Annotated in this window: 10 protein-coding genes; 6 read left to right on the top strand and 4 right to left on the bottom strand. The window is 56.7% G+C overall.

Features of this window, described 5'->3' with window-relative positions:
* Nucleotides 1–30: 30 nt before the first annotated feature.
* Complete coding sequence (locus tag ACXADZ_RS09155; protein ID WP_475198539.1) at nucleotides 31–3,450, bottom strand: indolepyruvate ferredoxin oxidoreductase family protein; 3,420 nt, start codon at nucleotides 3,448–3,450, stop codon at nucleotides 31–33.
* 169 nt (nucleotides 3,451–3,619) lie between these two features.
* Here ACXADZ_RS09155 and ACXADZ_RS09160 point away from each other — a divergent pair, with 169 nt between their 5' ends.
* From ACXADZ_RS09160 to grxD, 5 genes are all read left to right on the top strand, one after another.
* Entirely contained in the window at nucleotides 3,620–4,528 is a 909-nt protein-coding gene (locus ACXADZ_RS09160) for a LysR family transcriptional regulator (protein ID WP_171089824.1), read from the top strand.
* A gap of 270 nt (nucleotides 4,529–4,798) precedes the next feature.
* On the top strand, nucleotides 4,799–7,045 hold the full coding sequence (locus tag ACXADZ_RS09165; protein WP_475195373.1) for a mechanosensitive ion channel family protein: 2,247 nt from the start codon (nucleotides 4,799–4,801) through the stop codon (nucleotides 7,043–7,045).
* A gap of 179 nt (nucleotides 7,046–7,224) precedes the next feature.
* On the top strand, nucleotides 7,225–9,384 hold the full coding sequence (gene purL, locus ACXADZ_RS09170; protein ID WP_475195378.1) for a phosphoribosylformylglycinamidine synthase subunit PurL: 2,160 nt from the start codon (nucleotides 7,225–7,227) through the stop codon (nucleotides 9,382–9,384).
* Between the two features lie 145 nt (nucleotides 9,385–9,529).
* On the top strand, nucleotides 9,530–9,766 hold the full coding sequence (locus tag ACXADZ_RS09175) for a BolA family protein (RefSeq protein WP_475195382.1): 237 nt from the start codon (nucleotides 9,530–9,532) through the stop codon (nucleotides 9,764–9,766).
* A 249-nt stretch (nucleotides 9,767–10,015) separates the two neighbouring features.
* Nucleotides 10,016–10,378, top strand: a complete 363-nt coding sequence (gene grxD / locus ACXADZ_RS09180; RefSeq protein ID WP_171089818.1) for a Grx4 family monothiol glutaredoxin — start codon at nucleotides 10,016–10,018, stop codon at nucleotides 10,376–10,378.
* A 6-nt stretch (nucleotides 10,379–10,384) separates the two neighbouring features.
* On the opposite strand, the gene ACXADZ_RS09185 is transcribed toward grxD, so the two are convergent.
* Genes ACXADZ_RS09185 through ACXADZ_RS09195 form a run of 3 tightly spaced genes read right to left on the bottom strand, consistent with a single transcriptional unit; the run spans nucleotide 10,385 to nucleotide 11,978 of the window.
* A complete protein-coding gene (locus ACXADZ_RS09185; protein ID WP_171183026.1) occupies nucleotides 10,385–10,732 on the bottom strand; it encodes an MliC family protein in 348 nt (115 codons plus the stop codon).
* Entirely contained in the window at nucleotides 10,732–11,124 is a 393-nt protein-coding gene (locus ACXADZ_RS09190) for a cell division protein ZapA (protein ID WP_171089813.1), read from the bottom strand. Before ACXADZ_RS09190 ends, ACXADZ_RS09185 begins: the two co-directional genes overlap by 1 nt.
* Nucleotides 11,124–11,978 carry a hypothetical protein gene (locus ACXADZ_RS09195; RefSeq protein WP_171183024.1) on the bottom strand — a complete coding sequence of 285 codons (855 nt, stop codon included), beginning with the start codon at nucleotides 11,976–11,978 and terminating at the stop codon, nucleotides 11,124–11,126. The genes ACXADZ_RS09190 and ACXADZ_RS09195 overlap by 1 nt, the downstream gene beginning before the upstream one ends.
* A 237-nt stretch (nucleotides 11,979–12,215) precedes the next feature.
* Between ACXADZ_RS09195 and tkt the strand changes: the two genes are divergently transcribed.
* Nucleotides 12,216–14,237, top strand: a complete 2,022-nt coding sequence (gene tkt / locus ACXADZ_RS09200) for a transketolase (RefSeq protein ID WP_475195400.1) — start codon at nucleotides 12,216–12,218, stop codon at nucleotides 14,235–14,237.
* Nucleotides 14,238–14,277 lie beyond the last annotated feature (40 nt).

Below are 14,277 nucleotides of genomic sequence, written 5' to 3' on the forward strand. Positions count from 1 at the left end.
GCCTAGCCATCGTGACAGGGTTGTGACGAGTTACTCCGCCGCAGCCTTCAACTCAGGCCCACCGCTTCGGATCGATGCCAGCAACTCCTCGCGCCGTTTGGCCGCTTTAGCCTCGTTTTCCTGCAAAACAGGTCCGAAACCACGGATATCGAGCGGCAGTCGAGCCAAGCCAGAGATCGCATCACGCGTGTCCTGCGACAATAAAGGCAGCACTTCGCGCATGTCCTTTTCGTACTGCCGGATCAAAGCGCGCTCCATCTTGCGTTCGGACGAATATCCGAAAACATCGAACGGTGTACCACGCAGCGCCTTCAACTTTGTCAGCAGTTTCAAAGGGCCCAAAACAGATTCGCTGAATGCGCGCTTCTTGGGCCTGCCGTTACTGCCCGATCCTCCGAAAATCGGCGGTGCCAAATGGAAGGTCATCTTAAAATCGCCATCAAACTCGGCCGCCGCCTTTTCCCGACTGGCCAGTAGAAGGCGCGCAACCTCGTATTCATCCTTGTATGACAGAAGCTTGTGATAGCCCTTTGCCACCGCTTCGCGCACCTCGACATCCTCTACACTGTCCACCAACTTACGATACCGTTTTGCCAGCCGGGCACTTTGGTAATCGGTCAGGTGCTGCGCACGGAACTCGATGATCTGGTCCAGCGTTTTGGGCATCTCGGCCACGGTTGGGGACAGTATGGACTGTACCTCATCCGGATGCAGCACCGCCCAACGACCGATATCAAACGCACGCTTGTTCCGTTCGACCGCCGTTCCGTTCAACTCGATGGCGTCAAAGATCGCCTGATGGCTGACCGGCAACAACCCGCGCTGCCAGGTCGCCCCGAAGATCATCATGTTGGAATAGATCGAATCCCCCATCACGGCGCGCGCCAGATCGGTTGCGTCAAACAATGAGACATCTTCTTTCAGCCGCGCCTGCAAGGCCAGTTCCAACTGATCGGCTGGAATGCGAAACTCCGTATTGCGTGTGAAGTCGCCAGTGACCGTTTCATGGCTGTTCACGACTGCACCAGTACGTCCTGTGCGCGTCAGGCCCAAGGTCTTCGCCCCGGCGGAAACCACCAAATCACCGCCGATCAGTGCATGGGCTTCACCGGTGGCAACGCGGATCGCGCTGATATCTTCGGGACGATTGGCCAGACGGCAGTGGATATGAACCGCGCCACCTTTCTGCGCCAGGCCCGCCATTTCCATCATGCCGGCGCCTTTGCCATCGATCTGCGCGGCCTGAGCAAGAATTGCACCAAGGGTGACGACGCCTGTTCCACCAACACCCGTAATTACCACGTTGTGCGTTCCCTTGATCTCGGGAAGCTCCGGCATCGGCAAATCCGGCAGGTCGATCTCGGTCGTTGCCTCTTTGCGGATTTTCGCACCCTCAAGGGTCACGAACGAGGGGCAGAACCCGTTCAGGCAGGAAAAGTCCTTGTTGCAACTTGACTGATCAATGGCTCGCTTACGGCCCAGTTCGGTCTGTTTCGGCACGATCGATACGCAGTTCGACTGCACCCCACAATCGCCGCAGCCTTCGCAAACATCGGTGTTGATGAACACACGTTTGTCTGGGTCCGGGAATGTGCCTCGCTTGCGACGGCGGCGTTTTTCAGCCGCGCAGGTCTGAACATAGACAATGACCGAGACACCTTCGATCTCGCGGAATTTCTCCTGCACCTGCATAAGATCCGCGCGCTCATATGTCTGAACGCTTGCAGGCAGCGCCTTGAAGTTTACGTCTTCCTTTTCGTCATAGACCAGCGCGACTTCACGGACGCCCATCGCCTTGACCTCGGCAACGATCCGTTCTGCAGTCAGGTCACCTTCATTGTCCTGCCCACCGGTCATGGCGACCGCGTCGTTGAACAGGATTTTGAAGGTGATGTTCGTTCCTGCAGACAACGCCGCCCGGATCGCCTGAACGCCCGAATGGTTATAAGTGCCGTCGCCCAGGTTCTGGAACACATGTTTGGTAGTCGAAAACGGAGCTTCACCTATCCAGTTCGCGCCTTCACCGCCCATTTGGGTGAAACCTGTCGTCTCGCGGTCCATCCACTGAACCATGTAGTGACAGCCGATACCGGCATAGGCGCGGCTGCCATCCGGCACTTTGGTGGAACTGTTATGCGGACAGCCCGAGCAGAAATACGGAAGCCGTGTCGCGATTTCCTGCGCGTTGTCGGCCCGGCGAGCTTCGGACAACGATGCAAGCCCGGCGTTGATGCCTTCAGTTTCACACCCTTCCTCGATCAGGATTTCGCCCAGTTTTTCCGCGATCATGATCGGATCCAACGCGCCGCGTGTCGGGAACAGTTCCTCCCGGTGCAACGTCCCGGCCCCACCTTTGTACCAGCCATAAACCCTGCGACCACGCCGGTCGTCAAAAATGGCCTCTTTGACCTGAACTTCGATCAGCTTGCGCTTTTCCTCGACGATCACAATCAAGTCCAGCCCTTCGGCCCAGTCATGGAACCCGGCCATATCCAGCGGGAAGGTCTGCCCAACTTTGTACGTGGTGATGCCCAGCCGCTCAGCTTCGCCTTCGTCGATATTCAAAAGCGATAGAGCATGGGATAGATCCAACCAATTCTTGCCCGCTGCGACGAATCCGATCTTGGCCCCCGGCTTGCCCCACATCCGCTTGTCGAGCTTATTGGCATGAGAAAACGTCTCGGCCGCGAACCTCTTGTAGTCGATGACACGCGTTTCCTGCAGATGCGGGGTATCGCCCAAACGAATATTCAACCCGCCGTCCGGCATGTCGAACTCGGGCAAAACAACCTGCATTCGGTCAGGGCTGCCGTCCACAACCGATGTGACCTCGATTGTGTCTTTCATCGTTTTCAAGCCGACCCAGACCCCAGCAAAGCGACTGAGTGCGAAGCCGTATATGCCGTAGTCCAGAATTTCCTGAACGCCAGCGGGGCTGACAATCGGCATATACATATCGACCAGAGACCATTCTGACTGGTGCAGAACGGTCGAGCTTTCGCCGGTGTGATCATCGCCCATTGCCATCAGGACGCCGCCGTGCTTGGCCGTACCGGCCATGTTCGCGTGGCGCATAACGTCACCGGATCGGTCGACCCCTGGACCTTTGCCGTACCAAAGTCCGAAAACCCCGTCGAACTTGCCGTCGCCCCGCAACCCTGCTTGCTGACTGCCCCACAGGGCGGTCGCTGCGAGATCTTCGTTTAAGCCGAACTGAAACGTCACGTCGTTTTCGGCCAGCGGTTTTTGAGCCCGCATCATTTGCTGATCAACAGCGCCAAGGGGCGACCCCCGATACCCAGTTACAAGACCCGCCGTATTCAGGCCCGCCTGCCGATCTCTGGCTTTTTGCATCAGCATCAACCGAACAAGCGCCTGAGTTCCGTTCAACAGAACGGGGTTTTTCTCAAGATCGAACCTGTCGTTCAATGTTATCTGTGGCTGACTTATCAGACGTCTCCCCTCGTCAGATCAGTGTGCTTTATTTCGGTGCATTTTAGGTCATAATTTCTGACCTGTATAGGATTTATCCACTGATAAGTAACGATTTCGCCCTTTGAATGTGGAACTTGTCACCTCTTTCATATAGGCGTTCAAATGGATAACGAAAGTTGCGGCGATGGATTGGGACAAGCTTAGAATATTTCACGCAGTAGCCGATGCAGGCAGCCTCACCCATGCGGGTGACAAGCTCAATCTGTCTCAATCTGCCGTGAGCCGGCAGATCCGTGCCCTGGAAGAATCGCTGGATTCCACCCTTTTCCACCGTCACGCCCGAGGGCTGATTCTCACCGAGCAGGGTGAATTGCTTTTCGACGCCACTTCCGCCATGTCAAAACGTCTTGATGCAGCAGCCGCGCGCATTCGGGACAGTGAGGAAGAGGTTTTTGGCGTCTTGCGCGTCACAACGACCTTTGGTTTCGGCACACTCTGGCTGGCCCCGCGCCTGCCAAAATTGTACGAGGAATATCCCGACCTCAATATCGATCTGATGCTGGAAGAGAGGGTTCTGGACCTGCCCATGCGCGAGGCAGATGTTGCCATTCGAATGAAAGAGCCCAGCCAGGCCGATCTGGTTCGCAAGCGCCTGATGACAGTGCAAATGATGCTGTACGCGACTCAGGACTATATTGAGACCCATGGCGGAATGCTGAAATCGCTTGAGGAAATCAAAGATCACCGCTTGATCTGCCAGACCCCTGCGGCACCACAGGTCGGTGCAAGTGCCGCCATGGTACGTCACCTGATGACTTATAATCCCGGCTCATTGCTGACCGTGAACAACTATTTCGGTGTCCTGCAAGGGGTTCTGCACAATTTGGGCATTGGCGTTCTGCCGGACTATGTGACCCAGGATTTTCCGCATCTTGTCCCTGTCTTGTCTGACATCGAAACCGCTGATGTTCCTGTTTATCTGGCCTATCCCGAAGAACTCAGACATTCTAAACGCGTTGGTGCGTTCCGAGATTTTGTCCAGGACGAGATCATTGCACAGCGCAAACAACTGAAACAGATGGGAAAACTCTAGCTATGCGCCCATAGCATATCGGGCATGAGGTCTTTACAGAGTTAAATTCCTTGAACGTTCACAAACTGACCCCTAAATGAGCACTCGAAGGCGGTGATGCTGAAACGCTCATCATCTTCATACCTCCCTGTTGGACTACGGCCGAGCTTATAGCTCGGCCTTTTTTTTGCGCGGCCAAAAGCATTTAGCCAGCGAAAGCTCTGGGAAAAATACACGCATAGGCATATGATCCCAAAAAAACGAAACAATTTCGTGTTCGAGGGAAAATCAATGCTCCACCCACTCGGCCTCATGCTGGCGATCATTTCCGCTTTATTTTTAGCAGTGCCGCTATATGCGCAAGACACCGGCACAACCTCTACAGTGACCATTCCTGAAGACCTGACACCCGAACAGGTCGACGATCTGGTTGCGCGTATGTCCGATGACCAGGTACGCGCAATTCTTTTGGAACGGCTGGATGCAGTCGCAGAAAAACAAGCCGCCGAGAAAGCGGACGTGGAAGACCCCTTGACCGAAATAAGCGAAATCTGGGCCGAGATGGTCTCGTCCTGGACACACGTTCTGACCACGCTTCCCAACATCGTTACGGCGCAGATGACCGCGTTCAGCAACTTTAGTGACACGTTCGGAACGACCGGCGTATTTACTTTGTTCGGGCTTATCCTGTCTGTGCTGATTGTGGGATTCATAGCTGAAAAGCTGTTCATTTTCCTGACCCGTCGCTGGCATGAAGCGACTGAAGCCTCGGATGAGGCTGACCTTTGGGGCGCAGTCAGCTATCTATTCCGCCGGTTTTGCCGCGAAATCGCCGGGTTGATCGTGTTCTATGTTGTCATAAGGGCAATTGGTCGTGGTTTACTGACGCCTGAACAAATCACATATGCTGCTCCGTTTGTCTTCTATTTGATTTGGATTCCTCGTCTGGGCGCTGCCGCGTCACGCTTTGTTTTGGCACCTGAGAAACCACGACTTCGGTTGGTTAACGTTGACGACCATTGGGCAAAATACCTGTACCGCAACCTCATCGGTCTGTTGATACTGATCGGGTTTACGCTGTTCATCGTTCGGTTCAACGCGCTCAATGGTGTTACTGCTGGCGAGACACGCCTTGGCTTCTGGCTGAACGCAGCAATCCACATCTACATCGCAATAATCGCGTGGACCGCACGCGAAGGACTTTCTCAGATGATGCTGGGTACAGACCCGGATCATTCAAAATTCGACGAGGAAGTCGCGCATTATTACCCTTATTTCGCCATCGGCGTTTCGGTGGCAATCTGGCTGCTGGTCGAGTTCTTGGTCGCACAGCGCGATCCATCGACATTGAGACTGCTCACCAGCGGTGCGCATTTCACAACCATGTTCTGGTTGTTGATCGCTCCCGCGATGGACACACTGATCCGTGGATTGGTGCGCCATTTGCAGCCCCCCATGTCTGGCGAAGGCCCCTTGGCCGAACGTGCCTACCGTTCTGCGAAACGCAGTTACATCCGGATTGGCCGCGTTATCGCGGGTCTCATCGTGGTGTTCATGATCGCACGCACATGGCAACTTGATCTGCGTAACGTTGCTTCGGCTGGTGTCAGTGCCGAAGTTGGCGGCGCTGTCATCGAGTTCCTGCTGATCATCGCTGTCGGCTATATCCTGAACGAGGTTGTCTCGCTGTGGATCAACCGCCGGTTGGCCAGGGAACAAACTGCGGCCGAGGCCCTTGATGAAGAGGCCGGCGGCGAAGGTGGCGGTGCCGGAGGCTCTCGTCTGGCGACCGTTCTGCCGCTGATGCGGATTACGGCGCAGATCACGATCGCAGTGATATTCGGCCTGCTGGCGCTTGGGGCGTTGGGCATCAACATCACGCCTTTACTGGCTGGTGCCGGTGTTCTGGGTCTGGCCATCGGTTTTGGCGCTCAGAAACTTGTTGCCGATATCGTGGGTGGTGTTTTCTTCTTGATCGACGATGCGTTCCGCGTGGGCGAGTATGTGGATGTTGGAGGCACGATGGGCACGGTCGAGAAAATCTCGATCCGGTCGATGCAACTGCGTCACCACCGCGGTCCGGTGCACACCATTCCTTACGGTGAGATTCAGAAACTGACCAATTTCAGCCGCGACTGGGTGATCATGAAGCTGAAGTTCACCGTGCCTTTCGATACCGACCCCAACAAGGTCAAGAAGATCTTCAAAAAGATCGGTGCCGAGATGATGGAGGACGAAACCCACAAGGATGGTTTCCTTCAGCCCTTCAAATCTCAGGGTGTCTTCGACTTTGACGATGTCGGCATGATCATCCGGGGCAAGTTCATGGCCAAGCCAGGCAAGCAGTTCACCCTGCGCAAGGAGATCTTCAACAGGGTCAAGGCCGCCTTTAAGGAAAACGGCATCGACTTTGCCCGCCGCGAGGTACGCGTCGCGATCCCGGGTCTGGACGAAGCCGAGAACCTGTCACCGGAGCAGAAAGCAGCCGTGGGTGCCGCGGCTGCGGCCGAGCTCAACAAAGATCAAGGTTCAGCGTAATCCGCACTGGGTACGCCAAAGATTTGCGCTTACGATTGAGCGCCTTTTACGGAACCGACCCTAACGTCGGTTCCGTTTTTCTTTGAAAGACGCACCCTGCGCCGTCTTGACCCTTTCCACACGCGCCCGCTTGCCCTAAAAGGCGCGCAATCTCGGCCCACTTGGACACAGGACAGAAGATGCAAGAGCCCGCCATCACACCCGATCTGATTGCTGCACATGGGCTCAAGCCCGAGGAATACGACATGATCCTCGAGATCATTGGGCGTGAACCGACCTTTACCGAACTGGGTATCTTCTCGGCTATGTGGAACGAGCATTGTTCCTACAAGTCGTCCAAGAAATGGCTGCGAACCCTGCCCACCTCGGGCCCTCAGGTGATCTGTGGTCCGGGTGAAAACGCGGGCGTGGTTGATATCGGCGACGGTCAGGCCGTGGTCTTCAAGATGGAAAGCCACAACCACCCGTCTTATATCGAACCTTACCAAGGTGCCGCGACCGGTGTCGGAGGTATCCTGCGCGACGTCTTTACCATGGGTGCCCGCCCGATCGCGTCCATGAACGCGCTGTCCTTCGGTGAGCCCGGCCACCACAAAACCCGCCAGCTGGTGAATGGCGTGGTCGAAGGCATTGGCGGTTATGGCAACTGCTTCGGCGTGCCTTGCGTGGGCGGTGAAGTCCGTTTCCACCCGGCCTATAACGGCAACTGCCTTGTGAACGCATTCGCGGCAGGTCTGGCCGACAGCGACAAGATTTTCTACTCGGCCGCCTCCGGCGTGGGTATGCCCGTCGTGTATCTGGGCGCAAAAACCGGCCGTGACGGTGTCGGCGGTGCGACCATGGCATCGGCTGAGTTTGACGACACCATCGAAGAAAAACGCCCCACCGTTCAGGTCGGCGACCCCTTCACGGAAAAGCGCCTGATGGAAGCGACGCTGGAACTGATGCAGACCGGTGCCGTGATCTCGATCCAGGATATGGGTGCCGCTGGCCTGACCTGCTCTGCCGTTGAAATGGGCGACAAAGGTGGCCTGGGCGTACGTCTTGATCTGGAAAACGTGCCTCAGCGCGAAGAGAATATGACAGCCTATGAGATGATGCTGTCGGAATCTCAGGAACGCATGCTGATGGTGCTGAAGCCCGAACTTGAAGCTGAAGCCCGCGCCGTGTTCGAGAAATGGGATCTGGACTTTGCCATCGTAGGTGAGACCATTGCCGAAGACCGCTTCCTGATCATGCACAATGGCGAGGTGAAAGCCGATCTGGTTCTGTCCAAACTGTCTTCGACCGCACCGGAATATGACCGCCCATGGGAACCGACGCCCGAGGCCGAAGACCTAGCCGAAGTCCCTCAGATCGACCCTATTGACGGGCTGCGCGCCCTGCTCTCTTCGCCCAACTACGCGGGCAAGCAGTGGGTGTACGAACAATACGACACCATGGTCATGGCGGACAGCGCCCGCACACCGGGTCTGGGCGCAGGAATGGTACGCGTCCATGGAACCGACAAGGTGCTGGCCTTCACCAGTGACGTGACCCCACGCTATGTGCGCGCCAACCCGGTTGAAGGCGGCAAACAAGCTGTGGCCGAAGCCTATCGCAACCTGACCGCTGTTGGGGCCAAGCCGCTAGCTACCACCGATAACCTAAACTTCGGCAACCCCGAAAAGCCCGAGATCATGGGCCAGTTTGTTGGCGCCATTCAGGGCATCGGTGCTGCCGTCGGCGCGTTGGATATGCCTATCGTTTCGGGCAACGTGTCGCTGTACAACGAGACCGACGGTCAAGCGATCCTTCCAACACCGACCATCGGTGCGGTTGGCCTGTTGTCCCATTCGGACGAGATCATCGGCAACGAGGTTCGCGAAGGCCACGTCGCGCTGATCATTGGTGAAACCAAAGGCCATCTTGGTCAATCCGCCCTGCTTGCCGAAGTGTTCAACCGCGAAGACGGCGATGCGCCGCATGTCGATCTGGATGCTGAAAAGCGCAACGGTGACTTCATTCGCGCCAACCGCGAGATGGTCAAAGCGTGTACCGACCTTGGCGATGGCGGTCTTGCACTGGCCGCCTTTGAATTGGCCGAAGCGGCTGGCGTTGGTGTTCACCTGGACGAGGCCCCGACCGAATTCCTGTTTGGCGAAGATCAGGCCCGCTATCTGGTCGCCTGCAACTTCGATCAGGCCGAGGCACTGATGATTGCTGCCGGTCAGGCCGGTGTTCCGCTGGTCTCGGTTGGACGCTTCACCGGTGATAGCGTGAAAATCGGTGGCTCCGAGGCTCCGCTTGCCGAGCTGACGGACACCTTCCGCACCAGCTTTGCCGCGGCTGTGGCCTAAAATACAGGCTTCAGCTCGTCTCAAACACGGAAATCCTATGCGTCTAACCGCGCGTAGGATTTGCCGAGTTTGTCGACACGTGCCATCTTGCACGCCCCGCCCCATCGCTCTACATCTTGGGAAAGACTTTCAGGAGTGAACCTACATGCCGATGAGCGCCCACGAGATTAAATCCCTGCTGCGCGAGAGCTTTCCCAACGCGGAAATTCAGGTTGGCGGCAGCGATGGCGTGCATATGTCCGCCATGGTCGTGGACGAAAGCTTTCGCGGCAAGAACCGCGTTCAACAGCAACGCGCTGTCTACGCGGCCCTGAAAGGCAAAATGGACGGCCCGGATGGAGAACTGCACGCGCTGGCGCTGACCACCAAAGTGCCGGAGTGATATGGAGCACGCGATCGTTATTTTGATTGCTGTTTCCGTCTTTGTCGTGCTCATCGCGCTGATAGCGTTGAACCATTCAAAGACTGGGCGCAATACAAACCGAGGATCGTCACCTGGACGTGGAAACCACCTTCTCCACTCATCTTACTCATCACATGACGGTGCAATTGGCTCGGCGCAGACCCATATCCCCAAAGACCCACAAAACTTCGCCAAAGCAATAATGCCGAAGAGCAAAGGAAACGCGAAATGACCGATGTGAAAACCCAGATCGATGAAACCGTCAAAGCCAATGACGTGGTGCTGTATATGAAAGGCACCAAAGAGATGCCCCAGTGCGGCTTCTCATCCCGTGTGGCAGGCGTACTAAACTATATGGGCGTCGACTATGCCGACGTGAACGTTCTGGCAGACGAAGAAATCCGTCAGGGTATCAAGGACTACTCGGATTGGCCGACCGTGCCGCAGCTGTACGTCAAAGGCGAATTCGTTGGCGGTTGCGACATCATCACTGAAATGACCTTGTCGGGTGAACTGGACACACTGTTTGACGAAAACGGTGTCGGCTACAACAAAGATGCAGCCGACAAAATTCGTGAAGCAAACGCTTAAGCCAAATTACCGGCTGGAACAGTCCTGATAGATCGTCTGCTCATTGGCGGCACCTGCCGCCAAATAGCTGATCGACGCGTTCCAGCCTTTTGAGCGCAGGATATAGGTTCCCTCATCGCCGGTGGATTCGTACCGGATGCCTGATCCGCTTTCCACCTGGCGCATGGCGACCAGAGTATTATCCACCATTGTTGCCGCCGCGCCCGAACCATCTGGCGCGTTGAAGTAAGTCACAGGCAAAGGTATGCCGTTCTCGCAGGTGAATGTGACGGACAATATGTCAATCTCTGCCATTGCAGATGTTGCAGGCAAAGCCAGCGCAGCAGCGAACAGCGCGTTTCGCAACAAAGTCATTATGCTTTCTTCTCCTCGACGACAGCTGCAAGGGCTTCTGCCCGTGCTGCCAGCTCTGCCAGTGTGTCCGTGACAGAGGGCGGAACCACCGCCACTTCGACCCGCTCCGGCTCTGGCGGCGGAGCGTTCCTGAGGCCCTGAAGTTCAGCCTCAGCCTCGGCCAGCTTGGCCTCAAGCGATTTCACCTTGTCTTCTGTCGCCGCTGTTTTGTCAGCCAGCATGAGACCCGCCATCAGAAGCATCCGGGATTCAGGCATCCTGCCGATCTGATCGGACAAAACCTGGGCTTCATCATCCAGCATCTTGGCTGCGGAGTGCAGAAAAGGTTCTTCACCGTCCCGGCACGAAACGTCAAAGCCGCGACCGCCGATATTAATGGTCACTTCAGGCATTACTCTACCTCACCTTCTACAAGTTTCGCCTGCGACAGCAGAGGTTCCAGCCGCGCCAGAACAGCCTGCGCTTCAGCCGCGTCCGAGGCTTGCGCCGCGCGCGTTGCCTCTAGTTCGGCGACTGTTGCGCGGTTCAAGAGTTCCGCGTCTGTCAAACCCTCAGTGGCCGCCGCACGCAATTCGTCAACGGCGCTGCGCAATTGTTCATTCGCTTTGCGCATGCGCTGCAAATCGTCATCCAGACGAGACATTGCTGCCCCATGACTGGCCCGTTCAGCACGCAACATTTCCAGTTCAGCGCTCAGATCATCGACACGCACGGTATCTTCCAACTCGGTCTTTAGGCGGTTGTTTTCCGCCTCAACCGCCTTGGCCTGATCCAGCATTCCGCGCAGCTGTTCCAGTTCCGCCTTTAACGGCTCAGGATCTTCCAATGTGTCCAACTCTGCCCGCATCTTTTCGTTTTCGGCTTTTAGTGAGTCCAGCTCCGCGCTGTTGTCCAGCGCTGCCTTGGCTTCGGCCAGCTCGGCACGTGCCGCTTCCACCGAAGTGATCTTGGCACGGGCTTCCTCCAGCTCGGCGCGCAGTGCGTCGGTTTCAGCGCTGTCAGACGGGGCAGCGCGTAGTTCCTCAAGATCGGCGCGCAAGCCATCAACTTGCTGTTCATGCTGTTGTTTCAGAGATTTCAGCCGTTCCTGAAGCTGCGCGTTGGCGACGCGTTCGTCCTCAAGTGCAGTTTGAAGCCCCTCGTCCGGTGCAATATCCCGGGGTGCAGCGCCCAATGCATCGACACCCGCGCCGATGCGGTCCATCGCAGCAATAATGCGGTGCTGTAAGTCTTCTATCTGGCTCATGCCCCTGTCACCTCTTTATCAAGGTTCATTCTGTTTCGATGCGATCCGAATCAAAACCGAATCCCGCCTTCTGACAGTCTAGCGGAATGCGACAGAAAATACCCACTGTTTGCTTTCAACGACTTGAGCCCCGCTCTTCATGCATCCCACCCCGATTCACCCCGGTTCCGCTTGCACTTTGGGTATTGAATGGTATTGAGCGCGCAATCTGCTTCAAAACCCAAAGGAACAACGCCCGTGGACTTGACTGCGCTGCGCAATGCCAACCCCGAACACTGGGACAAAGCTGCGGCCATCCGCACCCTGACCCTTGATGCCGTCGCTGCCGCCAATTCCGGCCATTCCGGTATGCCCATGGGCATGGCCGATGTTGCGACCGTATTGTTCGAAAAGCACCTGAAATTCGACGCATCAAACCCAAGCTGGCCCGACCGCGACCGGTTCATCCTGTCGGCTGGTCACGGCTCGATGCTGGTATACTCGCTGCTGTATCTCACCGGCCACGCAGACGTGACACTGGAAGAGATCAAGAACTTCCGTCAGTTGGGCGCAAAAACGGCAGGCCACCCTGAAAACTTCTTGGTCGACGGTATCGAGACCACCACCGGCCCGCTGGGTCAGGGCATCTCGAACGCTGTGGGCTTTGCCATGGCCGAAGAAATCCAGCGCGCGCATTACGGCAAGAAGGTTGTTGATCACTACACCTACGTCATCGCGGGCGACGGCTGCCTGATGGAAGGCGTCAGCCAAGAAGCGATCACCCTGGCCGGTCGTCATGAACTGAGCAAACTGATCGTCTTCTGGGACAACAACAACATCACCATCGACGGCACCGTCGATATTGCCGACCGCACCGATCAGGTGCGCCGCTTTGCAGCCTCGGGCTGGCATGTGATCGAGATCGATGGCCATGATCCAAAAGCCATTGATGCGGCCATTGTCGACGCTAAGAAATCCAGCAAACCGACCATGATCGCATGTGAAAGCCATATCGCGCTGGGTCATGCAGCACAGGATACGTCAAAAGGCCACGGCGCGCTGACCGATCAGGATCAGTTGAAAGCAGCCAAAGAAGCCTATGACTGGCCTCACGACGCGTTCGAAGTGCCTGCAAACGTGAAATCCGCATGGGAAGCCATTGGCGCACGTGGTGCTGCAGAACGAGCAGCCTGGGAAGAGCGTTTCGCACAACTTTCCGAACGCAAGCAGGCCGAGTTCAATCGTGCCTACGCGTTTGAAGCCCCTAAAAAGCTGGCTGGCGCCATTCGTTCTTTCAAAAAGCAAGTTTCGGAAGATCAACCAAAGCTGGCTACGCGCGCTTCGTCGGAAAAAGTTCTGAACGTCGTGAACCCGATCATGACCGAAACCGTTGGCGGCTCGGCCGACCTGACCGGCTCGAACAACACCAAATCGGCCGATATGGGTGTGTTCCTGCCGGAAAACCGCAAAGGGCGCTATATCCATTACGGTATTCGCGAACACGGCATGGCCGCTGCGATGAACGGCATGGCACTGCATGGTGGCATCCGCCCCTATGGCGGTACATTCATGGCCTTCACCGACTATGCCCGCCCGTCCATGCGTTTGGCGGCTCTGATGAAAATCCCGTCGGTCTTCGTAATGACCCATGACTCGATCGGTCTGGGCGAAGACGGCCCGACCCACCAACCGGTTGAACATCTGGCCATCTCACGCGCAACGCCGAACACCTATGTGTTCCGCCCCGCTGACACGGTTGAAACGGCTGAAGCGTGGGAACTGGCGCTGACCTTCAAGGACAGCCCCTCGGTTCTGTCGCTGACCCGCCAAGGTGTGCCGACAGTGCGCACCCAGCATAAGACCAAGAACCTGGTTGCACAGGGTGCTTATGTTCTGGCCGAAGCCGAAGGCAAACGTCAGGCCATCCTGATCGCCACCGGGTCCGAAGTGTCGCTGGCCATGGAAGCCAAAGCGATGCTCGAGGCCGAAGGCATCGGCACCCGCGTCGTCTCGATGCCCTGTATGGAGCTGTTCGCGCAACAGGACGAAGCCTATCGCAAGCGCGTTCTGCCCGCTGGCCCCGTCCGCGTTGGCATCGAAGCCGCTGTTCGCGCTGGTGGCTGGGACCGTTGGTTGTTGGGCGAGCGTGGCCGCGAAGCCAAGGCCGGCTTCATCGGCATGTCGAGCTTTGGCGCGTCAGCCCCGGCAGGCGAGCTTTACAAGCACTTCGGCATCACCGCAGAAGCGACCGTAGCCAAGGTCAAAGAACTGCTGGGTTAATCCCTGCTTATCAGTTAAAAAAGCCCCGGTTTTTGCCGGG

The sequence above is a fragment of the Ruegeria sp. ABM4_193 genome (assembly GCF_056158705.1).